Annotated in this window: 20 protein-coding genes and 1 pseudogene; 8 read left to right on the top strand and 13 right to left on the bottom strand. The window is 42.6% G+C overall.

Going from position 1 to position 26,757, the window contains the following annotated elements; genetic code table 11:
- Window positions 1-63 precede the first annotated feature (63 nt).
- From LEP1GSC060_RS05465 to LEP1GSC060_RS05490, 6 genes are all read right to left on the bottom strand, one after another.
- Window positions 64-930, bottom strand: a complete 867-nt coding sequence (locus tag LEP1GSC060_RS05465; protein WP_002997681.1) for an SDR family NAD(P)-dependent oxidoreductase — start codon at window positions 928-930, stop codon at window positions 64-66.
- 86 nt (window positions 931-1,016) lie between these two features.
- Window positions 1,017-1,778 (bottom strand): ABC transporter permease, encoded by a 762-nt coding sequence (locus LEP1GSC060_RS05470; RefSeq protein WP_002997676.1) that lies wholly within the window; start codon window positions 1,776-1,778, stop codon window positions 1,017-1,019.
- The gene (locus LEP1GSC060_RS05475; RefSeq protein ID WP_002997690.1) at window positions 1,775-2,710 is read right to left on the bottom strand and encodes an ABC transporter ATP-binding protein; all 936 of its coding nucleotides are present in this window, start codon (window positions 2,708-2,710) and stop codon (window positions 1,775-1,777) included. The genes LEP1GSC060_RS05470 and LEP1GSC060_RS05475 overlap by 4 nt, the downstream gene beginning before the upstream one ends.
- Before the next feature lie 110 nt (window positions 2,711-2,820).
- Complete coding sequence (gene recD, locus LEP1GSC060_RS05480) at window positions 2,821-4,689, bottom strand: exodeoxyribonuclease V subunit alpha (RefSeq protein WP_002997793.1); 1,869 nt, start codon at window positions 4,687-4,689, stop codon at window positions 2,821-2,823.
- The gene (locus tag LEP1GSC060_RS05485) at window positions 4,686-7,853 is read right to left on the bottom strand and encodes a UvrD-helicase domain-containing protein (protein WP_002997593.1); all 3,168 of its coding nucleotides are present in this window, start codon (window positions 7,851-7,853) and stop codon (window positions 4,686-4,688) included. Before LEP1GSC060_RS05485 ends, recD begins: the two co-directional genes overlap by 4 nt.
- Window positions 7,850-11,224: an exodeoxyribonuclease V subunit gamma gene (locus LEP1GSC060_RS05490; protein ID WP_002997601.1), complete on the bottom strand. Its 3,375-nt coding sequence runs from the start codon at window positions 11,222-11,224 to the stop codon at window positions 7,850-7,852. The genes LEP1GSC060_RS05485 and LEP1GSC060_RS05490 overlap by 4 nt, the downstream gene beginning before the upstream one ends.
- Window positions 11,225-11,331: 107 nt before the next feature.
- On the opposite strand from LEP1GSC060_RS05490, the gene LEP1GSC060_RS05495 reads away from it, so the two are divergent.
- A complete protein-coding gene (locus LEP1GSC060_RS05495; protein ID WP_002997795.1) occupies window positions 11,332-12,771 on the top strand; it encodes a RecQ family ATP-dependent DNA helicase in 1,440 nt (479 codons plus the stop codon).
- Window positions 12,772-12,913: 142 nt separating this feature from the next.
- Window positions 12,914-13,456 (top strand): SRPBCC family protein, encoded by a 543-nt coding sequence (locus LEP1GSC060_RS05500; RefSeq protein WP_002997616.1) that lies wholly within the window; start codon window positions 12,914-12,916, stop codon window positions 13,454-13,456.
- Between the two features lie 6 nt (window positions 13,457-13,462).
- Here the strand turns inward: LEP1GSC060_RS05500 and LEP1GSC060_RS05505 are convergent, their stop codons facing one another.
- A complete protein-coding gene (locus LEP1GSC060_RS05505; protein ID WP_080634513.1) occupies window positions 13,463-15,607 on the bottom strand; it encodes a thioredoxin domain-containing protein in 2,145 nt (714 codons plus the stop codon).
- A gap of 21 nt (window positions 15,608-15,628) precedes the next feature.
- On the opposite strand from LEP1GSC060_RS05505, the gene LEP1GSC060_RS05510 reads away from it, so the two are divergent.
- Both LEP1GSC060_RS05510 and LEP1GSC060_RS05515 read left to right on the top strand, forming a co-directional pair.
- Window positions 15,629-17,302 (top strand): TolC family protein, encoded by a 1,674-nt coding sequence (locus tag LEP1GSC060_RS05510; RefSeq protein WP_002997589.1) that lies wholly within the window; start codon window positions 15,629-15,631, stop codon window positions 17,300-17,302.
- Window positions 17,303-18,024: 722 nt separating this feature from the next.
- Complete coding sequence (locus tag LEP1GSC060_RS05515) at window positions 18,025-19,215, top strand: AraC family transcriptional regulator (RefSeq protein WP_002997745.1); 1,191 nt, start codon at window positions 18,025-18,027, stop codon at window positions 19,213-19,215.
- 136 nt (window positions 19,216-19,351) lie between these two features.
- On the opposite strand, the gene LEP1GSC060_RS05520 is transcribed toward LEP1GSC060_RS05515, so the two are convergent.
- Window positions 19,352-19,963 (bottom strand): MORN repeat-containing protein, encoded by a 612-nt coding sequence (locus tag LEP1GSC060_RS05520; RefSeq protein ID WP_002997619.1) that lies wholly within the window; start codon window positions 19,961-19,963, stop codon window positions 19,352-19,354.
- 69 nt (window positions 19,964-20,032) lie between these two features.
- A complete protein-coding gene (locus LEP1GSC060_RS05525; RefSeq protein ID WP_036095461.1) occupies window positions 20,033-21,238 on the bottom strand; it encodes a metallophosphoesterase in 1,206 nt (401 codons plus the stop codon).
- Window positions 21,239-21,425: 187 nt separating this feature from the next.
- Between LEP1GSC060_RS05525 and LEP1GSC060_RS19270 the strand changes: the two are divergent.
- From LEP1GSC060_RS19270 to LEP1GSC060_RS05545, 3 genes and pseudogenes are all read left to right on the top strand, one after another.
- Window positions 21,426-21,722 (top strand): annotated as a pseudogene (locus LEP1GSC060_RS19270) (PP2C family protein-serine/threonine phosphatase); the annotation flags it as partial.
- Between the two features lie 534 nt (window positions 21,723-22,256).
- On the top strand, window positions 22,257-22,541 hold the full coding sequence (locus tag LEP1GSC060_RS05540) for an LIC10816 family protein (RefSeq protein ID WP_000991776.1): 285 nt from the start codon (window positions 22,257-22,259) through the stop codon (window positions 22,539-22,541).
- Window positions 22,542-22,776: 235 nt separating this feature from the next.
- Entirely contained in the window at window positions 22,777-23,418 is a 642-nt protein-coding gene (locus LEP1GSC060_RS05545; protein ID WP_002997728.1) for a DsbA family protein, read from the top strand.
- Between the two features lie 50 nt (window positions 23,419-23,468).
- Here LEP1GSC060_RS05545 and LEP1GSC060_RS05550 read toward each other — a convergent pair whose 3' ends face one another.
- From LEP1GSC060_RS05550 to LEP1GSC060_RS05565, 4 genes are all read right to left on the bottom strand, one after another.
- Window positions 23,469-23,855, bottom strand: coding sequence for a phage holin family protein (locus LEP1GSC060_RS05550; protein ID WP_002997762.1), 387 nt, complete (start codon window positions 23,853-23,855; stop codon window positions 23,469-23,471).
- A 12-nt stretch (window positions 23,856-23,867) separates the two neighbouring features.
- Window positions 23,868-24,056, bottom strand: a complete 189-nt coding sequence (locus LEP1GSC060_RS05555; protein WP_002997599.1) for a hypothetical protein — start codon at window positions 24,054-24,056, stop codon at window positions 23,868-23,870.
- A 79-nt stretch (window positions 24,057-24,135) separates the two neighbouring features.
- A complete protein-coding gene (locus LEP1GSC060_RS05560) occupies window positions 24,136-24,882 on the bottom strand; it encodes a class I SAM-dependent methyltransferase (protein ID WP_002997759.1) in 747 nt (248 codons plus the stop codon).
- A 270-nt stretch (window positions 24,883-25,152) separates the two neighbouring features.
- Window positions 25,153-26,124, bottom strand: coding sequence for a hypothetical protein (locus LEP1GSC060_RS05565; protein WP_002997634.1), 972 nt, complete (start codon window positions 26,122-26,124; stop codon window positions 25,153-25,155).
- 261 nt (window positions 26,125-26,385) lie between these two features.
- Between LEP1GSC060_RS05565 and LEP1GSC060_RS05570 the strand changes: the two genes are divergently transcribed.
- Window positions 26,386-26,700, top strand: coding sequence for a transposase (locus tag LEP1GSC060_RS05570; protein WP_002997606.1), 315 nt, complete (start codon window positions 26,386-26,388; stop codon window positions 26,698-26,700).
- The last annotated feature ends 57 nt before the right edge of the window (window positions 26,701-26,757 follow it).

Consider the following 26,757-nt stretch of genomic DNA (forward strand, 5'->3'; position numbering starts at 1 on the left):
GCAAATCGGGTCAGTACTCGCAAAAAGTATGATTTTCTAATATATAAAATTTTCCGCGTTTCTTCAAAAAAGCGCGCGTTTCGCTTTTCGTTCCAATCTTTTTCGAGCGGATTTCAATTCCGAGTCCGCAATCCACAAGATCCATTCCGGAAAATGTCTCGCTAAAAAATACTGAAGCCGGGAATCCCAGGTCGCATATCCTAAAAATTTCTTTTTAGGCAACCAATTCATAAATGCGTTCACAACCTTTTCAACGGAATGAACCGCGTTGATCGCCGAACCCATTTCGATTTCTTTTACGAGCTCGGGTTTATCCAGATTTTCTTTTTTTAATCCGGGCGTATCCGTGGTCGGAGGAAGAAAAACTTTCACTCGAACTCCATGAATCATCATTTCCTGGCGTAACGCTTGTGCAAAACCGATAATCGCAAACTTACTCGCGGAATAAGCTCCGTAACCGTAAATGGAAAACGTCGCGAGCATGGAAGAAACAAGTACGATATCTCCGGAACCTTGTCGGACGAAATGATCCCGAAAAGCCAAGATCAAATTGACGTGTCCGAAAAAATTCACGTCCATCAGCCGACGAAAGTCCGACTCGTTCAGATCCCCGACCCTTCCGACTTTCGCATAACCGCTGTTACAGATGAGTAGATCCAGTCCTCCTAAAACTCCGAGGGCTTTTTTTGCGGCCTTTTCGGTTTGTTCGGCTTCGGATACGTCCGCGACCGCAAAATCGAAAATCGCGTTTTGGGAGCCGATCCCGCGTAATTCGGCGACGGTCGTTTCCAACGTTTTTTTGTTTCTCGCCGAAACGACCACACTCGCGCCCTGTTTTGCGAACAGGACGGCAAGTCCCTTACCGATTCCGGCGGAACCTCCGGAGATAAATACTTTTTTACCTTCAAATCGTGTATGATTCGATTTCATATTCGACGTTTTTCCTTCCTTTTAAAACGACTTTAGAAACGATTCTCCGATCGGTAATTAGTTTAATGTTTTTGAATATTCAAAATTTATTTTTTAATTTTGTATCCCGTTTTGAAAATCAACCAAACCAAACTTAGACAGATCGTGAGAAACACAAAAACCATGGAAAGGCTCACTCCCACGCTTACGTCCGCTATCTCGTAAAAACTCCAACGAAATCCGCTCACTAAATAAAGAACCGGATTAAAAAGCGTCACCTTTTGCCAAAAAGGAGGAAGCATGTTCGCAGAATAAAAACTTCCGCCCAAAAAAACGAGAGGAGTGATGATGAGCAAGGGTATGATCTGCAACTTCTCGAAACTTTCGGCCCAGATCCCGATGATAAATCCGAACAAACTGAAAGAAATCGAAGTTAAAACGAGGAATAGAACCATCACAAACGGATGTGCGATTTTTACGGGAACGAACAAGGAAGCGGTGGCGAGCATAATCGTTCCGAGGATCACCGATTTGGTCGCAGCCGCACCCACAAAACCGATCACGATTTCGATCATAGAAATCGGCGCCGCCAGAATTTCATAAATCGTTCCCGTAAACTTAGGAAAATAAATTCCAAAGGAAGAGTTGGCGATACTTTCCGTCAACAAGGACAACATGATGAGACCCGGAACGATAAAGGAACCGTAACCGACCCCGTCCACTTCTTGAATTCTGGAACCGATCGCCGAACCGAATACGACGAAGTATAAGGAAGTGGAAATGACGGGAGAAGCGATACTCTGAAAAAGAGTTCTCCAAGTTCTGGACATTTCGAAGATATAAATGGATTTGATCGCGTGTAGATTCATTGTGATACCAATTGAACGAATATTTCTTCCAAAGAGCTTTGATTCGTATTCAAATCTTTGAATTCGATTTTGGCCTTTTTGAGATCCTGTAGAAGCGACGAGATTCCGGTTTGTTTCCCGTGAGAATCGTACGTATATAGAAGTTGTTTCCCGTTGCCTACGATCTCGAGTCCTTTCGTTTTTAAGGTCGCCGGAATTTTTTTCAGCGTTTGATTCAGATCGATCAACAATCGTTTTTTACCGAGTTTCTGCATGAGTTCCTTTTTATCCTCCACGAGGATCAATTCACCTTTGTTCATCACGCCGATTCGATCCGCAATTTCCTCGGCTTCCTCGATGTAGTGAGTGGTAAGAATGATGGTCACTCCGTTTTCCCTAAGATTACGAACGATGTTCCACATATCCTTTCTGAGTTCGACGTCGACCCCCGCGGTCGGTTCGTCCAAAAAGAGAATCCGAGGTTCGTGGGAAAGCGCTTTTGCGATCAAAACACGACGTTTCATTCCGCCCGAAAGTGTGAGAATCATCTGATCTTTTTTATCCCAAAGCGAAAGAGACTTTAAAAGTTTTTCGATATAATCGGCGTTAGGCGCTTTCCCGTACAAACCTCTGGTAAAACTCACGGTCGTCCATACGGATTCGAACGCGTGTACACTCAGTTCCTGCGGCACGAGTCCGATCAGGGATCTCGTAAAACGATAGTCTTTGAGAATGTCCTTTCCGGAAACATTCACCGAACCTTCGCTCGGATTTACGATCCCACAAATGACGGAGATCAAAGTCGTTTTGCCCGCGCCGTTGGGACCGAGGAGAGCGATGATCTCTCCGTCCTGAATTTCCAGAGAAACGTTTTTCAACGCTTGAAAACCGTTCGAGTAAAATTTAGAAAGATTGTTTACGGAAACAATGGATGACTTCGTTTTCGGTTTCATGTATTTCCTTACGTTTTAATTTCGTAGAATCGATTGGGTAGAATGACTCAATGCTTTTTTTCGTACAGCATTATTTCATTTTTTGAAAGTGGATTTGTAACCGATTTTCGCTAAATTCTAAAACCGGTGTCCCGTTTGTGAGAATTGGCGATTCCGATTTCCCATGTCTGCGGGTGACCCGCGAGGATCACTTGATTTCTGGCTCTCGTGATTCCGGTATAAAGAATCTGACGGTTGAGTAATCTTCCGGATCTTTCGTCTTCTTGCGCGGAAGTATGATCGGGAATGTACATTAAAATCGTATCATATTCCGATCCTTGACTTTTATGGACGCTCATCACAAACGCCGGTTCGTGTTCGGGAAGCGTGTCTAACGCGAACGGAAACAATTTCCCTTCGATCGGAAAAACGGCCCTAAGTTCTCCGGTGGATTCCGTTCTTAAAACGATTCCGATGTCTCCGTTAAAAAGTTTTCTGCTTTTGTCGTTTTGTAAGATTAAAATCGGAAGTCCCGTAAAGTAGAGACCTTTGGAAAGTCTTTTGACATAAAAGTTCGCGCCTTGATCTTTTTTACGGAAGAAATCCTGCGCGGCCAGGTTCATGATTTTTTTTTGAATCGATTCCACACCCCAGTAACCGCTTCTAAAAATCGTAAGACAACGAAATCGTTTCAGTTCTTCTTGAAATTTTCGAACGAACCCCGGCTCGTTCCAATCGTAGGAATCCCGAATCTTCCAAGTTCCGATTCTGGAAATCTGAGGATAAAAAATCTCCCTCCAAAGTTTTTCGATCACCTCGTCCCTGGAACAATAATCCGACTTCGTACTTGCAGGATTTTGCAACCATACCACTTCGCTTTCATATTCCGAATTTTCTGCGATGGTAGTCGTTCTGGAAAAAGAATCGTCGATCTTAGTTCCTAGATTTAGATTTTCCGGAGAATATCCGAGGATCTCTTCGGCGAGAACCACGATCTTGGAAACGTTTCCTTTCGCGTTCCGCTTCTGCCGATTACTCTCGTCGAGTCTGGATACTACGTTCGCCTTTTTCATTTCGAGTACGGATAGAAAGTCGCTTAACACCGCGCCCTTTTCCACCGACGGAAGTTGATGCGGATCTCCGATCAGTATCAATCGAAACGGAACCTCGTTTTCGTTTTTTTTGGGATTACGAGGGATCGCGTTCCATAAGGAAAGCATCAGATTCAAATCCACCATAGAAACCTCGTCCACTACGATCAATCGATGCGGAAGATATCTTTCCCGGTTGTAATAAAATCCGCCTAACGACGGTTTGTAGGAAAGAAGTCCGTGGATGGTTTGTCCTCGTAAAAACCGAGTTTCCTGTGTTTCGGAAATTCTTTTTAGATTTTCCTGAATCGATTCCGTAAGTCTCTGCGCGGCCCTTCCGGTCGGGGCGACGAGCGCGATTTCCTCGGGAGAAGGAAGTTGTCCCAGTTCATTCAAGATTTCTAATAAAAACGCCACGACGGTCGTTTTTCCGGTTCCTGGACCTCCGCTGACGATCTGAAAGGAGGAATTGAGACAGGAAAGGATCGCTTTTGTCTGCGCTTTTTTCAGAGGAAAACTTTTCGATTCCAGGTTTTTCAGAATTTCCTCGGCTCGACGCAAATCTACGTTAGGCGGAACCTCGTTTTGAATCCTCTCTTTAAGAAGACTTTCCAAATCGGTTTTGGATCGATGTGTTTTTTCGAAATAAACCCATTCCCCGTTTTCGAATTTATCCACGATCAAACCGGCCGGTTTCGTTTTTAGGACGTTTTTCCATTCCTTTTTTACGGGAACGCATAAACTCCCCTCCTCCATCGAGTTCCAAATCGAATTCAAAATTTCTAATAAATAACCCGAGTCCTCCTCGGAAATTTTTTTAGAACCTTTTTTTCCGGATAAGGACTCTTCCAGATCCAAAATGTCGATCCTAAGTTTTTCGATAAAACGGGAAAACGTTTCTTCCGTCAAAGGTCTTTCTCCCGCTTAAATTCGGTCAGTTCTTGAACGGTTTTGCGGATCGATTCCATTCTCTGCAAACTCCAATGAAAGTCCGAATAAATTCCGGAATTGTCCCCGCGTTTCATCCCCCTTAGAAAAAAGTAATACACTCCTCCGATTTTTCGGAGGGCTTCCTTAGGATCGAACAAATTCATTAGATATTCGTAAAGTATCATCGCGTAAATATCCCTTTGAAGATCGTACCGGCTCTCGGTATTTTCCACGTTTCGTTTTAACGAAAGCGGCGAATAATCTTCGAGCAGATTGGATTTGTAATCCGCAAGATAAAACTTGTCCTCGATCTGAAAAACCAAATCGATGGAACCTCTTAAAAAACTTCCGGGACCGTTATCAGTCGTATCCAAATTCAAATGAAAGTCCATCTCCGAAATTCTATTTTCTTTGGGAAGATCCGCAAGACTGAACGAACTCCCGTCCTCCAAAGGAATACTTGCGTTTAAGGAATTCCAGAGGATTTCTCCGGCTCTTTTTCGAACCGTTTCTCTTTCAAAGACGGAATTGATTTTAGAAAGTCGAAAGCGGTCCAAATGAAAATCCATTCTGGAAAGAACTTTCCCGTTCGCCAAAACCTCCTGCGGCGTTTTCGTTTTAAAAAAAGAAAAGTCCAACTCTTCCAAAAGCGCGTGTAAAAAAGAACCCGTAGCGGCGGACGAGGGAAGAACGTCTTCGATCTCCGTTTCTAAGTCCTCAATCTCCGAGTTTTCTTCTTCCGATGGGAACGGTTTTTGTTCCTCCAAAGCGGAAAAAGAAACGTTCCCCCTCGTTTTCAAAGAAGAATAACTGTACAAACGAATCGTTTTGGAAATCTCGGACTCGTTATGAAGTAAAGGCGTTAGGCGAACTTCCCGATCTCGTTTTACATTTCGCGCATCCGGATCGGTTTGATCGAAAGGAACGGGAGTCCAAACGAAGGAGTGAAACAAATTCGGGTCCGGTTCGTTTTCGAGAATTTTATAAAGCCGCGGATAAAGAATTTTATAATATGCGGAATCTCTTGTTTTTTTGTGGTCCGTAGGAACGTAAAAAGGAAGATAAAGCCTGACCTTGGGACGGGTGATTCCTACGTACAAAAGCCTCTTGTTTTCGTTCAAAGATTGATAAGAATATTCTTCTTTACTAATTTTCTTTTCCTCTTCGTCGTCCCAAAGATTCAACTTCCAGGATCTTTTCCCGTCTTTTTCCGTAAACGGATAGTCGTAAATCTCCGGAACGAAATTGCCGGAAAGATGGAACAAAAAAACTACGGGCCATTCCAAACCCTTGGACGCGTGTAACGTGAGAATTTGAACCGCGTCTTTTTCCGTTTCCTTTTCGAATAAGGGAAGTTCCGACTCGTTTTTGGAGTTAGTCTGAAGTAGTTTCAATTCTTCTAATATTTCTTCCAAGTCGGCTTGGTTGGCGATTTGGAACTGCAACAATCTACGAAAGATCTGTCTGTAATTCGTTCTTTTTCTTTCCCATTCGATGTCCGTTTCGTCTTCGGTTAGAAAAATCCTGCTGTCTTCCTCGACGGAACGGAACAACTCGGCGAATTTGCAATCGATCGCGAGGGTTTTCCATCGATCCAAGATCGTTTTTTCGTAAGAGTCGATCGAATGTTCGTCGAACGCGGGCAGGCGGTTCGGATGAATCTGAAAAAGATCTCCCAATAAAAGTTTTCGATAAGAGGAGGGTTTGTTCGGATCTAAAAGACATTCGAATATATTGGAAATCTGATACGATTCCGGAGATTGATAGATCCCTTCCTGTTTATAAAACGAACAAGGGATTCCCCTGAGTTTTAAGGATTGTTCCGCGAGTTTTCCTTCGGCCTTACTTTTTACGAGAATCGCGATTTCCCTAAAATTCAATTTCTTTTCGACAAAACGCCGAACGCCTTCGCGCTCTTCGAGGACTTGATACGAAAACGGATCGGTGTCGTTCGTAAGTTTTAAGATTTCCTCCGCAATGAATTGCGCCCAGGCGTTTTTTGCCTCGTCCGTTTTCCAAACGTCCCTTCCGGAAAAACGTACGATTTGAACCGGGCCTTGTTTGTGTTTGTCGCTTAACAAAATCTTCACGTCTTTTTCGGGAGCGGAAACCTCCGAGTATTCGATCGGACTCGACTCGAAACCCCGTTCTACGATCGGAAAAAAACTTTGTTCCCCCGTTTTACCTCCGAATATTTCGTTGTAAGCGCGGATCAATTCGGGAACGGATCTATAATTGACGTTCAACGAAATTTCTTCGGCCTTTTGTTTTTTTAATTCTTCCTTAGCTTGGAGATAGGTCCCGATATCCGCTCCTCTAAATCCGTAGATCGATTGTTTCGGATCTCCGATGAGATAAAGGGCTCTTGATTCCTCTTCGCCGTTCGGCTCCAAAAAAAGCCGTTTAAAAATTTCGTACTGAACGCCGTCCGTATCCTGAAACTCGTCCAAGATTCCGATTCTGTATCTGCTTTGAAGAACCTTACGAAAACGAGGGTTCTCAAGAGAATCCCTCGTTTTTAAAATCATCTGATCGTAACTCATCCATTCGGAATTCTTAAATTCTTGCGCGACCGCCTCCGCCGCGATTAATGCAGTTTTTTGAATAAACGTTTCGGCGCTCATGGGAGTGGTTTCGTTGGAATATGGATATTTTTTTCCGCTCAAAAGTTTGGAACCCGCGACAAGAATATTCTCTTTTTTTGATATATATTCGGATGTGGAAAGAAACGTTTCCAGTTCTTCCGGGGCCGCCCAAGAATCCCATTCCTCGTGTTGAAGTCGATACAAGGCCGCGTTCAGTCTTTCTTTGGAATCGGTAAGAATCCAGTCGGCCGGAGTTTCCGTTTCCACCGGATATTCCTGCAAAATCATATTACAAAAACCGTGTATGGTTGAAATCGTAACCTGATCGAGTTCCCTCGCTTCTTTGGTAAGATCGGAAGCGATCAGTTTTTTTCGAAGTCGTTCTTTGAGTTCGCCCGCGGCCTTTTCGGTGTATGTAAGAATCAAAATCCGAGCCAAAGGAATCCTGTGTTCCAAGATCAAGTCTCCCACGATTTCCATGATCGTGTATGTTTTTCCGGTTCCCGCGGACGCTTCGATAAAACCGGATTTCAGTTTATAAGGACGACTAACGTTCACAGATCCTTCTTCCAATCCAAAAGGGGTTTGTAGAAGTTTTTGGCCCACTCGATCCTGGATTGTAGAATCAAGTCCGGAGTTTTAGGATAAAGTTTTACCAAAGAAGGCAATCCGTCCTTGACCCCGCTCAATTCTTCCTTGAGAAAACGGATCCACGCGGTTTCATCCTGGAACTTCGAAACGTCGTCCGGCGTTTTGTTTTTACCGGCTCGGATGTTTTTTACGTAGTAACTGAGAAAGGCCCTTCGAGGAAAAAAGACGGGTTCTTCTTTCAGATAGTCCATTAGAATTTTTGCAAGGTATTCGATACCGATCGAAGCGCTTTCGATTTGATATTCGAGTGGAAGTGTGTTTTTCTTTTTGGAATCTTCGGAAGGACGGGCTTTAAAGGAATAAATTTTAAAATTCTCGTTCGCGGAAGCGAAGGCGACTCCGGTTAAAAAAGGAAAACTCATCACCTTCCAATAATCCTTGTAACCGAAATAGTCGTCTTCGGGTTTTTCCTCCAAACTTTTCGAAAACAACCAATATAGGTTCCCGTCCTTTTCGATGACGTGTTCCCATTCACCTTTGATGGAAAAGCGACCCGATTCCAAAGGAACCTTGAGTTCCGGCATTTTTTTGCAGATCAAATCCGGTAAACCCGTGTCTCCCAAACTTAAATACGGATAATACTTTCCTCCTTGAAACAGCGGTTTCCATTCGCGGAGAAGTTCGCTCGTCGTTACGAGATATCGAACGAGATCGGCTTCTTGAATTTTTCCGAATACGGATCCGGGAAATTTCGCGGAAGACTTTTCCATTTCCAAAATCGGAGAAAGTGTTTCGGAAATTTTTTCCCGGTTCCAGTTCCAAACTTCCTTGGAGACCAAATCCGGGATCATCAAAGCATGCATTTTTTTTAATATGAATGTTTCCGCGATCGCGTCCAAATCGAAGGGTTCCTTATCGTTTTCTCCGGGTTCCTCCTCGTCGAGATACATTCCGAGTTTTCTTTTGAGATATGTGTCCAACGGATCGCTTAAAAATTGAGAGAGTTCCCTAACGTCGATCCCGGATTGGGGAGGCGCCGAGATAATTTTCGAAAGTTCGTTCGGATTTTGAAAACGACCGAGGATCGAATGGTTTTTCCGATTTCCGTTGACCCAAACTCTCGCAAAATCGTAACTCACAAGACCTTGTTCCAACTCTTGCGGAGTATGTTCGTATTTCATACTATACGAATGTAACGGAAGTTTGATCGCCTCCTTGACATGCAAGGATTCCATAATTTCGAAAAGATGAGAACAGGGTTCGAAGGTTTTATCTTCCTGAAGATTTTCCCCGACGTAACCGAACGTAATGGATTCTTTTGCGGAGTGAATCGTTTCCCATAAAATGGATTCTTGGATTTCTCTCCGGGAAATATCCCATTCTTCCCGGAAGTCGTTTCTTAAGTTGAGTCGGGAACGATCGTTTGAGCCGGGAAATTTTCCTTCTCCCAATCCTAAAACGTAGATGTGTTTGAAAGGAATCGGCCGCATGGGTTGCAAAAGAGAGATCGTAACTCCTCCCGCGCCTTTTCGATACGGAATTCGATCGAAAATTTGTTCCGTAATGAATTTCAAAAGCGCGATTCCTTCTTCCCGATTCTGCAATCGAATTCCTTCCCATTCGAAAAGAGATTCCAGCCAAACTTGAAAGAGTTTTCCTTCCTGTTCGTATTCATCCGAAAATTCAAAAAGTTCTTCCAGAGAAGTTCGAACGACCCTGAGATAATCGGAAGACCAACGGATCGTTTTGCCCTCGAAAAAAGAAACAATGTCGTTTTTCGCTTTGAGAACGGTCTCCCAAAAATCGGTAAGATCGGAGGAACTCGCGTCCGATGAAAGCGGGACCCGAGCGATTTTATATTTTGTCCATGCGGTTTCCTCGGATAAAATCGAGGAAAGACGGATTCTTTTGAGTCCATTAGAAATTTGGAATATATCTTTTTCCCTTCCGGTTTCTTCGTACCAAACGCCGGACGTTTCGATCAGATTTTCCAGATCCGACAGGGAACGAATCCGAATTTTTTTTTGCAAAAGCGGATTTTTTAGAAGTTTAAGCAGGTCGTTTTTATCGATGGAATTCCGGGAACAAATTTCCCAGAAGTTCATCAAACCTCGATAGAGCCAAGAGGTTTCGTTGGCCTTGATATCCGTCAAAGAATAAGGAATTTTTTTTCGGATAGGATCTGCGTCCTCTCGAGTTTGTAAAAGAATTCCTCCGTCAAACACCCATTCGACGGCGGGACGATAAACCTTCATATCCGTAACGAGAATCGCAAAATCCGGATAAGTCGATTGATCATCCCGGTTCATCTTATAAAGAATATCGTTTGCGACCGATTCCATTTCCCGAAAGACGGACGGGGCGTTCCAAAACCGAACCGAAACGTCCTGTGCAAGTTCGTCCGCGTTAGACGCGCTTTGGTCACCCTTGAGGATATTCCTAAGAGCCGCGAGTTTTTTCGGGTAGGTACGGGAACTTTCCAGATTTTTGGAAACAACCGCGGCGGCCATTCTCGACGCGATATGAATCTGCGGATTGGACCATCTTTGAGGGCCTTCCACGTTATTCGTCTTTGGAACGACACCCGTATAAAATTGATAGAGATAGATCGGAAGTTTGTCCTTTTCGGAAAGAGATTCCAAAATTCCGAGATACGTGTCGGCGAGATTGGACAAACAAAAAAGATGCAAAGAAGGAAAACTACGAGGAGAATGTTTTTTATCCTTCTGCGTTTCTTTCAGGAAAAACTGAACGAGTGTGTTCGGTTCTTTGGAATTCAAAAAAACTTTTTGATACAATTCCTTTTGAAAACGATAATACTCGTCCTCTTTGGGGAACGGGGTCGGTCGACGGGAAATCGTCGGAACGTCGATTCCCTTTTCCTGCGCCCAACTCCGGATCCAAGAGGAGCGATTCAATTCGTAATCTTTATAAAGTTCGGTCAACTTTGCACTCAAGGAAAAGGCGCGGGAAATACCGCCTAAGTAGGAGCGTAAGAATTTTGTTTCTTCCGCGTTTGTATTTTCGATCAGAAAGGTAAGAATTTTTTTTTGAGTCGCCTCTTGGCTCGGGAAGGCGCGTTGAAACGGATCGTAGTCCAAATCCGCTCTGAGGTGAAAGTATTCTTCGAGAGCTTTTTCGAGATAAAGAAATCGAAGGTTTGCGGAAAGTCCGGATATCTTCGCTAGATTCAGATTCAACCAGAGTTTCATGTTCACGCTCGGAACCACGATCACGGGCGCGTGTAACGGAAATTTTTTTCTTTCTTCAAGAATGTTGCGAGAGAGTTCTGCGGCTATGTCGTCGAGCGATAAACTTGTGATATGTGTGATCGACAAACGATTTCTCTCCGGTCCCGAAATACGAACATCCCAAAAATTCTACGTCGTGGCAAGTAATTACATTTTCTCTTGCTCTCAAAGATCCAAAGTAAATTCTAATCGTAATGTCTTCTCTGAGTCGACTCAAAACTCTTTTCGGAATTTCCTCTTTTCGAACTTCTCAAGAGAGAATCATTTCCGACGTTCTTGCCGGAAAGAATTGTCTGGTTGTCATGCCGACCGGAATGGGAAAGTCGATTTGTTATCAACTGCCCGCTCTCGCTCTGGACGGTTTGACCGTTGTCATTTCTCCTTTGATCGCACTCATGCAAGATCAGGTCGTAAAACTGAAAAACCTAGGAATCGACGCGGGTTATATCAACTCTTCCCTTTCCAAACAGGATCGGCTTCGCAGTTACGAAAATCTGAAACAAGGGAAGTACAAAATCGTGTATGTTTCTCCGGAACGATTTCGTAAAAAAGAATTTATCGATTCTCTCCAAAATAGAAAAACTTCCCTTCTTGCGATCGACGAAGCCCATTGTATCAGTCAGTGGGGTCACGACTTCCGGCCGGATTATACCAAGATCTCGGAGTTTCGGGAAATTTTAGGCAAACCGGCAACGATCGCGTTAACCGCAACCGCGACCCCGGAAATTCAAAAAGACATCGTTCTTCAAATGGGTTTGCAGGAATCGGAGATCGAAATTTACAACGAAGGAATCTGTAGACCGAATCTTTTTTTGGACGTTCGAACCTTCGTAGACGAACCTTCCAAGTCGGACGCGATTCTGGAACTTTTGAAAGAACAAAAGAAAAACACGATCGTTTACTTCAATCTGATTCAGAGCCTGGAAAAGTTCGGCGAGAAGTTGGACGTTCAAAAAATTCCGCATCGAATTTATCACGGACGTTTGTCCCCGGATCAAAGAAAGAAGGTTCAAAATCAATTCTTAAAATCGGAGGATACGATCCTGCTCGCTACGAACGCCTTCGGAATGGGAGTCGATAAACCGAATATACGAACGATCATTCACGCGGAACTTCCTTCTTCCTTGGAAGGTTATTATCAGGAAATCGGAAGAGCGGGAAGGGACGGAGCCGCATCCGATTGTCATGTGTTTTACAACGAGGACGATCTCACCGTGTTGATGGATTTTATAGAATGGCAAAATCCGGACGCGGTTTTTATCGCTCGTGTGTATCGGACGATGGAACAACTCGGAGAAAAATTATCTTCGATCGAATACGACGAGTTACAATCCAGGATCGTTCATAAAAACCGGGGAGATCATAGACTTCAAACCGTTCTCAATTTGTTTGAAAGACACGGAGTTACTTCCGGAGAATTGGAAAAAAATTCCCTGAAGTTGCAATCGCCTTTGCCGGACGCTCTTCGTTCCTCCGAACTTTTGGAACGAAAAAAGAAAACCGGTCTGAAACGTTTGTATCAAATGCTCCTTTATTTGAAGTCGGAAAAATGCAGAAGAGAATTCGTGTACGAATACTTCGACGCGAAATTTACGGGATGCGGAAACTGTGACGTGTGCGTTTCAAGGGGTTAGGGGTTAGGAACTAGGGATTAGGGGGATCGCTTCGCGATCGTAAGGAAAATTAGGAGATTAGGGGGATCGCTTCGCGATCGTAAGGAAAATTAGGAGTTAGGGGATCGCTTCGCGATCGTGAGGAAAATTAGGGGAAAAGAATATGAAGATTTTATCATACATTTTAGGCGGGATTGTCGCATGGATCGGAATTCTTGCGATCTTTGTTCCGAAAGAATTTCGACTGGAAAGAGAAGTGGTCATCAATCAGCCTCGGAAAATCGTTTTTGCCGAACTTAAATTTTTGAAAAACCACGAACAGTGGAACGCTTGGTCCAAAAAAGATCCGCAAATGAAAAAAGAATTCAAAGGAACGGACGGAAACGTAGGATTCATTTCCTCTTGGGAAAGCGAAAATCCGGAAGTGGGAACCGCGGAACAGGAAATCACAAACGTCGTAGACGGAGAACGACTCGAAACTCAAATCCGTTTTAAAAAGCCGTTCGAAGCCAGTTTCGATTCCTATCTGACGACTCAAGCCGTGAACGAGAAGCAGACGAAGGTTCTGATCGGCATGTCCGACAAGATGTCTTTTCCGATGACCGTGATCAGTTTTATCGTCAACGTCTGTTTCGATCAACAACGGAAAATCATCCGGAACATGGACGATAGCCTGAACAATCTGAAACTCCGGCTCGAAAAATAATCCGAATCATAGGATCCGTTTCTCGAGTTCCGCCACGTTACTCGCCGGAAGTTGACAGGAAAAATTCTCGCAAACGTAAACGAGCGCATTTCCACCGCTGTCCCGTAAATCGAACAACGTGGAAATTTTTCTCGCTTCTTCCAACTCATCCTCGTTCAAAACGGCGAGGACCGAGTTCGGTAAAAACTTGGATTGAATCCAAGCCAAAAGATCCTTACCCGCGTCGACATTCTTACGAATCAAAACGATTTCTTGGGAATGATGTTTGTAAGCCCAATACGCCGAAAGCAGATACGGATAACCGAGGGCATTCGTAGATAATTCTTTTGTAAAATACAAAAAGATCGATTCGGCAATTTCACGATATCGATCCGCATTCACGCCAAGCGCGGATAACTTCACCGAAGAAAAAGCGAGAGAACTGTTCGCGGAAGGTTCCACACCGTCGTAACCGTCCACGCTCCTCCGTAAAAGGACCTCCCCGTCGCTTCCGGTATCAAAAAAAACACCCGCGGGAGAACGAAACAAACGAATCGCCTCTTCCATCCAAAGAACCGCGTTTTTGAGAAAACGAACTCCCCTCCCCGCTTCGAACAAGGAAATGGAACACGCGATCATCTCCGCGTAATCATTCGAATATCCTAATATTCCGGATTCATTATCTCTAAATCTACGTAAAATCCTACCGTTCGGATCGATCAGATTCTTTTCGATAAAAGAATACGTTTCTTCCGCGAGATTCAAAAAATCCTCCCTTTGAAACGCGGTACCGGCTTTTACGAGCGCTTTGATATAAAGCCCGTTCCAGGAAGTCAAAATCTTATCGTCTCGGAGGGGACGGATTCTTTTACTTCTTCTTTCCAAAAGATTGGCTCGGCCTCTTACGAGAGTTTCGTCGATCCGTTTTCGTTCCTCTTCCGAAAGTCGGATACTATCGTTTCGATTGTTTTCATGCAGAATATTTTTCCCTTCGAAGTTGCCCTCTTCCGTCACGTTCCAAAATTTTTCCAAAAGGGGAGAATCTTCCGCACAAACTTCTCGAAACTCTTTTAGATCCCAGATATAAAAAAGACCTTCTTCCCCTTCGGAATCGGCGTCTTCCGCGCTGCAAATTCCTCCGCCGGCAATTCTCATGTCCCGATGCAGATACGAAACGACGTCGAGGGCAAAGGACTCGGCGGGAATTTTTTTAGAAACCAAAAAACATTCCACAAGAGTTTCCAAAAAAAGAGAATTATCATAGAGCATCTTTTCAAAATGAGGAACCAACCAACGATGATCCGTGGAATAACGGCAAAGCCCTCCGCCGACCTGATCGTAAATTCCTCCTTGTTTCATCGCGAGAAGTGTGTTTTCCACCATCTCCAAAGCCCTTGGATTTCCGGAAGAACGGTGGTATCGGAGTAAAAAAGACAACCCCATACTCGGAGGAAATTTATTGACGTGATTCGTCTTAAAACCCCCGAACGGAACGTCATAATAACTTTCGTAGAGAGAAAATCCGGAATCAAAACAATTCTCCGGAGGAAAATCCGCTTCCTGCTTTTCGCCGGCCCGGCCCTCGCCGGAATTTTTTAAATATTGGGAAAGTTCGGAGGAAGCGGCGATCAATTCCGTACGTTTTTCATTCCAAACCTTCTGAATTACATTCAAAACTTCTAAAAAGCTTTTTCTACCGTATTTGGGTTCCGGCGGAAAATACGTTCCTCCTGTGATCGGTTTCCCGTCCGGAGTCAAAAAGATATTGAGCGGCCAGCCGCCCTGTTGATCCATAGCGTGTAACGCATCCATATAAATCCGATCTATGTCCGGTCTTTCTTCCCGATCCACTTTGATCGATATAAAATGAACGTTGAGATAATCCGCGATCCTTTGATTCTCAAAGGATTCCCTTTCCATAACGTGACACCAGTGACAAGTTGCATAACCGATGGATAAGAAAATGAGTTTGTCATGGTCTTTTGCCTTGGTTAAGGCCTCCTCACCCCATGGGAACCAATCCACCGGATTGTAGGCGTGTTGTTGGAGATAAGGACTTTTCTCTTTTGAGAGTCGGTTCGGATTACGATGACTGAATTGCATTGAATTGTTCTCTTTTAGACTCATAAAATCCATTTTTCGATTTCTAAAAAACTTCCTACATTCAACCATGTCCATTCAGTAGGCACTTACATGGATTACAAAAAGGAAAGGTCAAAATTCGGGAATCTTCTTTTCGGTATCGTTCTTTTTACGTCGACTTTGCCTACTTTCGGTGAGGACATCCTACCCGACAAAACCGTCGTTTTGGAAGAAGAAAAAAAATCCTCCGAAGTCAATCTCGGCGATTCCAAAAAATTACTTCGTTTAACTTTGAAAGATGCGGTCAATTACGTTCTTGAAAAGAATATTACGATCCAAAACGCAAAAATGGAATACGTAAAAGCGGACGCGGGCGAACTCAAAAACGAATCTCAGTTCACTTGGAATCTTGTCGGAGGAATTTTAGTCTTCAAAACGACTCTTCCCAACAACAGAAACAACATCTTTTTGGGAACCAAACAAAGCCAAGATAAACTCAGCGTCGGGATCGAGAAAAATTTTAAAACCGGAACGTATGCAAAATTCGAAGCGAGCACCACTCGTTTTGATACGAGCGCCTTTGAAAATTCGGCCACAACTCCTTCCAACTTAGCGTCGCTCGCAATTCCTCCTCAATATACGAGCGCTTTGACGATCACTCTCAGCCAGGAAATTTTAAAGTACAGTTTCGGAAAAACCCAGAAAGATAAGGAAGCCATTTTAAGACAGAATACAGTGATCAAAAGGGATGAATTGATTTACGTTCTTTCCCAACTCGTGGTTCAGACCTTGGTTCAATATTGGAGTTTGAACATCTACGATTCGAACGTAAAAACCTTACAGGATCTGGAATCCAACACGAGAAACATCCGAGATTTGACCGCAAGAAAACGAAATTTAGGACTTTCCGAAGGATTTGAAGTCAATCTTTGGAACTCCATTCTTTCTCAAACCGCAGGGAATTTGGAAAAGGCAAAGGTTTCCCGGAAAGAGGCCGAAAGAAATCTGATTCGGATTTTGAACGCCGATCCCTCTTCTAAAATCGAAGGAGTTACCGATCTTCAAGAAACCGTTCCGACGGACTTCGATGTGGAAAAGGATTATATCTACGCACTCGAACACAGAACCGATCTAAAAAATCTTCGCAAACAAAGAGAAATCGCGGAAATCAATTTAAGAATCAAAGAAGCGGAAGATATGCCTTCTTTGAAACTTTCGGGCGCGTATTCCACAAGGGGACAGAATATCGTTTCTCCTCAGCAAAACGTCACGGACACAAATCGAGGAATTGCCTCCTTTAAATATCCGGAAGCTTATGCTGCGTTTCAATTTTCGTATCCTCTTTGGGACAAAGGTATCAAAACGGATATCCGAAACGCAAAGTTGGAAGTGCAAAATTTGGAAAAAAAAGAAGCGGAGCTGAAACTTTCCATCAAAGAAGAATTAGAAAACCGTTATGCGGCGATCTTATCCGGAAAAGATATTTTCGAAGGCGCTAAAAAAAGAAGAGAAGAAGCCAACAAATTCTACAGAGGTTTATCCGAGCGTTTTCGTCAGGGAAGATTCACCGCGGTTGCGGTAAAAAACGCATTGGATAACGTGATTCAATCCGAATTGCAAGTGGCCCAGACTAAGATTCAATTGAACATCGATATTCTTCGTTACGAACTTGCAAAAAATCATATCTTCGAAAAGTTCGGGGTCAACGTGAACGACATCATCGATCGAATGATGAAGATGGTGGATGCAAAACAAGCAATGGGCAATGTACCCGAACAAAAATAAGAGCCTGCTGTCCCAAAACTTAAAACAATCGCAGAGATTTGCGGCCATTCCGATAAAATCGGACGATTGGCGGACAAACTCTAAGTATTGAACGTAATAAAATAGAATTGTTGAAAAATTAATTCTCCATTTGTTTCTGTTTCATTGAAATGGACGATCGAAGCAGTTTTGTTAATCGCAACTACCAAATTTTCAACAACTCTGACTTAACCCAAATCTTCACAGGGTTTATCCTTATCCAATTTAACCGTTTACATTTAGGGAAACACACAACCTCTAAAAAACTTTCGTTTTCGATCTTTGGATTTCGAGCAACGCAAAAACTCTACTTTTATAATTATTTAGAATAATTATAAATTCAAAAGAATTTAACCTTTTCTAATATGAATTCAATTCGTTTAACAAAATTTGACATAAAAATTCACCGTCTATTCCTTTCCGTTTTGATTTAGACATTTGGGATCTGATGAATTTCAATTTTCTATTTATTTCATTTTATATCCTGCAAAGACTTTTGCCTTTGTCCGAAGTAACGTTTTAAAGAACGATTCTTTTGATTTCCAAATTCTAAGAGACAAATTGATTTGTTTGGTTCCATCGTTTTTTGTCTCTTAAAAATTAAATCTTTATTTTTGAATCGACTGTAGCTTAAGAGATAGCTTTCCAAAAACCTGAATTATTTTAGGCTTAAAGAAAACAAAGGGAAAGCAGGAGTGAGTGTAATGGATTTTTTTCCGGATCTGAATTTTTTCACTTATAATATGACTTTCGCGAAGGACGGTTTAAACCGATATCTCGAATTTATTTATTCCGCGAGCGTCGTAATTAGTTTTTTGACCGGACTTTCCGGCTTTTACAAAGGTTTTTATAAGGCAAAAAAAGATCGGCTCAATTTTGTCCGAGGGATTTTTTTGATGAGCCTTTGTTTTTTAATTATCGGACATGGAAAGGCTTTCACACTGATGACGTCCGATCCGAACGGCGGCTTAGATCTCGAAAGACAGTTATTTTTCTCCTATTATTACGGATTTGCGGTTTGCGCTTCCCTTATCTCCACATTCTACGTACTGCACCTTTTCGGAGTCTTGAGAAATCCTTTGCGTCTTAGCCTCTACAGTTTCCTTTCCTTTCCGATTATTTTTCTCGTTTCCTTAATATTAGAGAACGTGATTTCTATGGTTTACTTCGGAAAAGTCGTCCTTTTTATCTTACAACTATCGGCGGGAATTTTAACTTTCTCTTATATTATGAAAAATAAGATGAAGAGGATTTATTTCAATTATCCGTTTCAAAATTTTACGTTAAGCGGGGCTTTGATTTTGCATACGATCGGAATGTGGATCGACGCGCCGAGTTTGATGGTACTTGCGTTTTCCTTTACCGGATTTTTCGTAATATATTTTTTCATATTGGAATACAATCACCCGGATTTTTGGAAGGTGGGTTTTTCCAGCGAACTGATGGAAGTGAAATCGGAAGATCTAAAAGGGCAAATGCTCCAAACCAATCCTAAAAATCTTGTGGAGCGCCTGGACATTGCCCGTATCGAAGATCGAATTCAAAAATTCATCGAGGATCGCGAATTCTTGGATGAAGAGATTCGTTTGTCCGATTTTTCAGCTTATATCGGCCTTTCCCTTCACCAAGCTTCCTACTATCTGAACAATTACAAGGATCTCAGTTTTACCGACTTCTTAAGTTTTCACAGATTGGGAGAAGCAGAACGTATGATTCAACAAAGGCCGGACATTAACCTTTTAGAAGTGGCTCTTGCGAGCGGTTTCAATTCCCCTTCTTCTTTTAGAAGAGCTTGTTTGAAATTTGCGGGCAAACCTCCGAAGGAATTCAGAAATTACGTCCTGCAAAAAAACGATCCGTCGATAACCCTGGAATTACAAGACCAGTTGGGATGAACACGGACCGTTTCAGCGGTGGATCAAGCCGAGGTTGAGATCGACCTCTTTCGTTTCCATTCGCTTTGAGAGGTAATCCGTCGATCGACCGCCCGGTTCTGCGAAATGTAAAAATAGGCCGCACCGCCCGAACGTTTTATCCGTGGCAGCTCAGTTTGTTCCGGATGATGGAACATTCCTTTCTTTTTTTCCCGACGTTTAAGTAACCTTCCGCGCTTTCTCCGTCGTCGTAGAATCTTCCGCTGAATACGGCGCCGTTTGCAAACCGATACGTTCCCGTTCCCACTTTTTTATCGTTTTGAAAGTACCCGGAATATTTATCTCCGTCTCGGTAGTGTATGTTTCCGGTTCCATGTCGCTTATCATTTTTAAAACTTCCCGAATACACTTCTCCGGTATCATATACATAAATACCTTGTCCGTTTTTACAATTTCCGTCCTTACATCCGGGTGAAGACCCGAGATAAGACGCAGAGGATTTGGTTTCTTGTTTGTGCGGCCGGTCGATTTCGTGATTCGAATCTTCCGGTTCCGCGTATTTTTTGGGCTGGCCGAGCGCGTCTTCTTGAAAGAACTTTCTTTCCTTCAACTCGGGCTCCAAATCAAGATCGTTCTTTTTTTTCGAACTCGAAGTGTTTTCCTTTTTTGCAGTCCCTTTGTTTTTTTTGCCACAATCCGTTAAGGCAAAAGAAAGAAGAATGATTCCTAACGTGAAAATTATCTTTGGATTGGATCCGAAAAGGACCATCGCCGCCCTCCATTTCAAGTCCTTTCTTTATATATCGGAAGTCGGTTTCGGTTTCAAAAGGTTCGGATTTTAAGAATTTTTCCTCAATCGAATCACGCTGATTTCGGAAGGCGCCCCGAGTCGGATCGGCGGTCCCCAATATCCGGTTCCTCGGCTCACATAAATCCAAGTGTCCTTATGTTTGTGAAGTCCCGCTACGAATTTCTGAGCGAGATAGATGAGCAGATTTCCCGGAAAGTATTGTCCCCCGTGCGTATGTCCGGACAACTGAAGATTGAATCCCGCATCGGCCCCTTCAAAGACACTGTTCGGTTGATGCGCGAGTAGGATTTTGTAATCCGACGTTTCTCCTCCCTTCATCGCCCGATAAGGATCCGTTTTATGTTCCGCGAGGATCGTTCCCGCTTTGAGATCGGTTACTCCGGCGAGAGTCAGTTTGGCCCTTCCGTGTTCCAAAATTCTGTTTTCGTTTAACAATACTTGAATTCCGTGTTTCTCCAATTCTCGAATCCAAGAAAGCGCACCCGAATAATATTCGTGATTTCCGGTCACAAAAAAAGTTCCGTGTTTGGATTTAAGATCGGCGAGCGGCGTGATATGACGTCCGAGTTTACTTACGGGTCCGTCTACCAAATCTCCCGTGATCGCCACCAAATCGGGTTCGAGTTCGTTCACCGTTTTTACGATCGTTTCTAAAAAACGTTTTTTGATCGTAGGCCCGATATGGATGTCCGAAATTTGAACGATCTTAAACCCGTCCAAAGAAGTATGCAGATCGTTTTCGATCACGTTCACGGAGATCACTTTTAGTTTTTTATGAGCTTGGTAAAATCCGATTCCGGTCAGTCCTCCCGCAAATCCAAGCACGGAAATACTCAGTAGTCGGTTTAAAAATTCCTTTCTTTGTATGAGTTCCCCCGTTTCGTTTTCGGTTGAAACCGAGTTCGGAAATAATTTTGTGAGTCCGTAAAAGGAAACGGTCGTTACGTCCTTCAACAAAACAAGACTGAATAAGATCGTAAAAAATCCGAGCCCCGTAAACGCAAGATACGAAAACACGGTTTGAATTCCTTCGTGTTCGGAAGTCAGGCTGATGTAATAACTGATCGGAATGCTCAACGTGAACACTAAAATCAACGTCCACCCGAGCCAGGAAATCCAACTCTGCGAACTCAAATTCGGAATCAATCGTAAACCCGTATAAGTGTAACCCAATCCGATGATAAGGGTGAATACGGAAAGAAAAATAAGAAAACGAGAAATTTGATTTTCCATGACGTAGATAAGACCGAAAAAAATTCCCAAAGTTTCTTTTCGTATTCAATATTAGACGGTTCGTATTTTTCTTTTCGTATTTTCAGTTCCCAAACCCTTCACGATCCCTCTATTTCCGCTAGTTATGACGGATAACAAAATGATCAAAACTCTTGGAATTCTCGACAAAACGCCAAACCGTTTTCCTTTGATTCCTCTCGAAACCGAAGGAAAATTGATCGGAGTCCTTCCGGACCTTTTTTTCGAGGAGAATTCCGTTCCTTTCAAAACCGGCGATCGTCTCGCGTTTTATACGGACGGAATTTCGGAACATTTTTCCGAAGATAAAACCTAACGTTACAACGAAGATTTGATCTCTCTTTCCATTCGCAAAAGCCGCCTAACCGCGCAAGAAACGGCCGCATACATCATCCCCGATTGTATCGAGTACTGCGGTCGTTCCAAGTTCGACGACGTTACGTTTCTCGTCATCAATCGCAAATAACGTTATACATCTTTATGATCGTTGATTAGGCCAGGTGATCTGCAATTTAAAAACGTGACAGACATGTACCAATATATGGTATTATTTGAATATATCTTAAAGATTTTATTGGAAGATATGTTTTCAAAGAAAATGGATCCTGTCAGTAAAGAACGAATTAAACCGCGTATCAAAGAACAAATATTAAAAGAAACGATTTATGCCGCGTGATGTCGTCGTTTTAATAGAAGATATATTATTAGCAATTGAGGAATTTTCCAATTCATAGAAGGTATTACTTCATTAGAACAATTTAAATTGGACGTGTTGCGTAAAAGAGAAGTGGAACGAAACCAAAATTCTTCTTTATCTTGTTTGTTTGAAAGAGGACGGAGAACGTCATACGTCTTTATCATAAAATTTTTTAAACCGAAATCGTTAGGCTTTAGTTGAACGAGCATTATATAATCCGTTGAAACTAAAAAATAAATTCCACTTTCTGAATGAAACGGAAAACTCCCCGAGTCTAACTAGATGAAATAAGGAGGGTTCACCATGAATGCAATCACGATCTTTGCGCTTGCGTTGTTGGCAGTTCCTGTTTTTGCCCGTTTTGCCCGGGTGACAAAAGAAGCGATGGGTAGATATCACCTGATCGGCTTAGGAGGTTTGTTTTTGATTTTGGGAGAAGCGACTCGGATGACGGCTGATAAAATATCTCCGATTGCGACACTTCTACCGGTCATTGACATTGTCACCGTGGTCTTAGCATATGCGGGGGTTCTCTTCGGGACACTGTGGTTATCAGTGTATTACATAAAACACCCGAATGAAATTTGAAAATTCTTAAACAAGAATCGGAAAAGGCGGGCTTGCCCGCCTTTTTTACGTACTAACCGGAACGAAATCTCCTTGCAAACACGAACCCACCACTCATTACTATATAATCAGTACCTAATATTTTGCATAAAAGCGATTTTTTGCGATAAAAATAAGCGGAACTCGATTTTATAGAGATCGCTAAGAACTGTTAGGAATCTCCAAAAAATTTGCGGGCCTACAAACAAAGGAAAAAATGAACGGAATCGAACCCCGACACTCCATCCTTTATGCGGCGGATCCTCTTTGTCCCTGGTGTTACGGTTTCGGTCCTATCCTTCAAAAAGTCCGAGAAGATTATAAAAGTAAAATCCGTTTTTCCTTAGTCCTAGGCGGCCTACGTTTTGAAAACAGCGCGGAATTCCTAACTCCCGAATTGGCAAGGACCTTAAAACACGAATGGAAAGACGCCGAAAGCGCCACAAAACGTCCGTTTCGATGGGGACTCCTTGACGGTAATGATTTTCTATACGATTCTTTTCCCGCCTGTAAAGCGGTTATCAGCGTTCAAAAAATAAATCCGGAAATCGCATTCGATTATTTGAATGCACTTTCCGAATCTTTTCATTTCGAAAATCAAGATCCGACTTCTTTTCGGACTTTTGTAACGCTTTCGGAAAAGTTCGGAATCTCCGCCGAAGAATTTCAATCCGTATTCGAAAACACGGATACGGAAACCAGAAACGATTTTTACTTCGGTTTTTCTTTGGGTGTAAGCGCCTTTCCGAGTTTGATCTTTTCGGACGGACTTGAAAGTGGAATCCTAACGAGAGGTTTTTGTACTTACGAACAAGTCGATTCCATTCTCAAAGATTATTTCAGAGCGATAAGAATCTAAACGCCTCATCCCAAAAACAAAACGAACTCACGTTAAAGTAAAATCAACTTTTATGAATCCGCCTTTTCCTTCTTTCCTTCTTTGGATTCCGTCTTGCCGACGTAATTTGCCAGAACCAAAAGGATTCCTCCCAAAAACGCGGACCAAAAACCGGGGACCGATAAGGTTCCCGGAAACCAATCTCCGATAATCAAGATCACCCAAGCGTTGATGATCAAACCGATCAAACCCAAACTCAAATAATAGAACAAGATTCCGATTCCAAGAGTCATGACGACCAAAATCAGTCTTAGGATCGTGTTGATGGTCACGAACGCGACCACAACGATGATCGAATTGACCCAACCTCCCACCACGTGTAGATCGGGGTGAATTAAGGGAAATACGAACTCTACAACGAGAGACATTAAAATTAAAGAAAAGAAAAAATGAGTCATAACACTTCCGCTTTAAACGTAAACGTCTACATTGTTACCGATCGAAGAGGGAGGAGATCCGGGTGGAACCACCTGCGTATCGGGACTTTTGGCCTGATTATCCTGAGCGGTCACGATCTCCCTCGGAGACGAGCCGGTCGATACGGGCGCAATCGAATCCGAAAATAAAATCTGTCTGGAACCCACCGCCATGTATGACATAGTTACTTACTCCGTACGATCGACTCTGCGGATATTATAAAAAAATTCTCGAAGTCTTCCAAGGAAAATTATCGAACTCTTACGAAAAATTCCCGCTTCTATCCGAAGAACATTTTTGCCCGAAAGCGCCGGTTACAATTCCGCCATACCAACGAAACAAGTTTACTTTTGGAAATACGGAACGAAAACTCGGCTCGTCCGAAAAAATAGCGCCGAAATCACGAATCGAATTCGCTAAGTATTCTTTTCCCACAAACGGATAAGAAATCAATTTTCCAATCTGCGGAAGAAAATACACGAAATATAAACTCCAAAAGAAACGAGCGAATCCGGCCGGTTCGGATAACTCCGTAAAGACGAAGGTTCCGGAAGGTTTTAAAATTCGGTACACTTCCGAAATCAAAATATCCCTTTGTTCGGGTCGTAAGGTTTTGAATCCGAAAATACAACTGACTGCGTCGCAGGAATCCGAAGGTACGGAAGAAGCCAATGCGTTTTCCGTAAAATAAACGATATCCTTTTTCCCAAAACGTTCTTGTGCGCGCCGAATCATACCGCCGGAAACGTCCACACCGATGATTTTTTCGCAACGGAAATACTTTTTTAGAATTCCGATATTGTCTCCGTTCCCACACATCAAATCGCAAACGATCCCGCCTTCCGAAAGATTCAAAATCTTTAATGAACGTTTTCGCGTTCGGTTTGCCAATCCACACGAGAGAAAGCCGGTTAAATGATAACTTCTCGAAAAAAGATCGAAAAATCTTCTTTGATTTTCGATTTTATCGAAACGTTTTATTTTTTTCTTTGAGATCGCGTCGCTCATAACTATATAATAAAGTACCCAATATTTTGCGTTGAAACAGCGTTTTGCGATAAAAATTAACGGTACTCGATTTTATAGGGATCAGTAAAAACCATCACTCTCGACGTTAACGAATCATAACGGACAAAGTAGCCTAAACTTCGGCAAATCCGCTTTTTATATGCAAAATCTATAATGTATCGTGTAAGGATCCGTAAAGACGAAGGTCCCCAAATTTTCGGAATCCCCGGTTTTTAGAAAAAATTTTTCCGCTACAACTCGATACAAAACTCATCTTTGTTCGACTCGATTTTTGATCTTAACCAGAACGTGACGATGGACTTCGTCGAGCAGATAGTCTTCCCATAATTCCCAATAGAATTTCGGTCCGAGATTGTTAACGTATCCTGTCGTAGCTACGACTTTAGTTTTATTTTCGGAAACCTCTACCAGACGAAACTCTCCGAATACGGCCCAAATCTTACCCCGGATATGTTTCGGTTCCACTTCTCCGTAAAAGGACGTTTCTTTCATGGTGACTTGCGGTTCCGGAAATGTGAATGAGATTTTTTCCCGATCCAAGAAAGAATCCACGTTAGCCGACGTTGTTCCGTTTGTATAAACACAATACAACAAACGATTCCCGTTTTGCTCCTCGATTCTCATGGATATAGGATAAGATACTCCGTTACGAAGAAAAAAATTCTCCGCCTCTCCGAACTCGAACGGGGAAGTAATCCGATCCCACACTTCTTTTTTAGAAGAGTTTACTTCGATCCAAGTTTCAACTTCGTGTTCCTCGAACTTTTGATCGTTACGATCGTAAACATGCGCGGATACGTTGAATAAAAGGATCATCAATATTAAGAAATACTTGGACCAGATTCTTTTTTGAATATAAGAACCGAATAAAGCGCCGAGGAGAAGCGGAACGTAAACAAGCGGAAATGCCATTACGATACAAATCACCCCTTCCTTTCCGTAACTTAAAAACACGAGAATGGAAATAACGACCGTTACTACGGTCGCAGCCATTGCATAAAAAATTTTAGGTAGGACGCGTTTCGTATCTTTCGTATAAAGAGATATAATAAATCCGGTCAATAGTCCGATCGAAAACGGAAATGTTATAAAAAGGACCGCTCCGTATTCCCCGTTCAGAGCCCAAAAGGGAGCCGAGATTATAAAAAAAAGGAGCAACCCTCCTAATACAAACAAGGTTATCGTTGGTTTTGTTTTAGAAGTTCGATTCTGCGGTTCCATAAATCCTCCTAATCCCGTCCGAAAGTGAGCTTAAAACATATTGATTTTTGAATATACTCTTTTTCACAGTATATAAGTCGGTTTTGTTTTTTCCTCTTTGGGATCTCTCAATCGGATTTTAGGATCGTATTTCTTTTTGGCAATCAAATTTTTGAACATGTTCAATTTTATTTTTAGAGGCGCGTTTCAAGGTTTTAGGAGTTAGGTTTTAGGAGTTAGGACAGTAGCGTCCTAGAAAAAGTTGTCAGTGAGGAAGGAAAAATGACAACGATCAAACGTTACAGTGAAGCGTTCAAGAGAAAAGTAATTCAGGAAATAGAGTCTGGAAAGTATAACCAGAATCAGGCGATGAAGTATTATGGAATCTGCGGTTCCGTGACAATCCGAGGTTGGTTAAAAAAGTATGGAAAGAATCATCTTATGAGTAAGGTAGTGAGGGTGGAATTGGAAGACGAAATCAATCAATTGAAAGAATCGAAAAAGAGAATCCGTGAACTTGAAAAAGCCCTATCGAGTGCGACGATAGAAAATATCCTTTACAAGAGTTTAATCAAAGTTGCAGAGAGAGAGATTTGAAGATAGATCTAAAAAAAACTTTGGACATCTTGTATCGAAGAATCCAATACTAGGTGT

It is taken from the genome of Leptospira weilii serovar Ranarum str. ICFT, from assembly GCF_000332415.1.
GTDB lineage: Bacteria > Spirochaetota > Leptospiria > Leptospirales > Leptospiraceae > Leptospira > Leptospira weilii_A.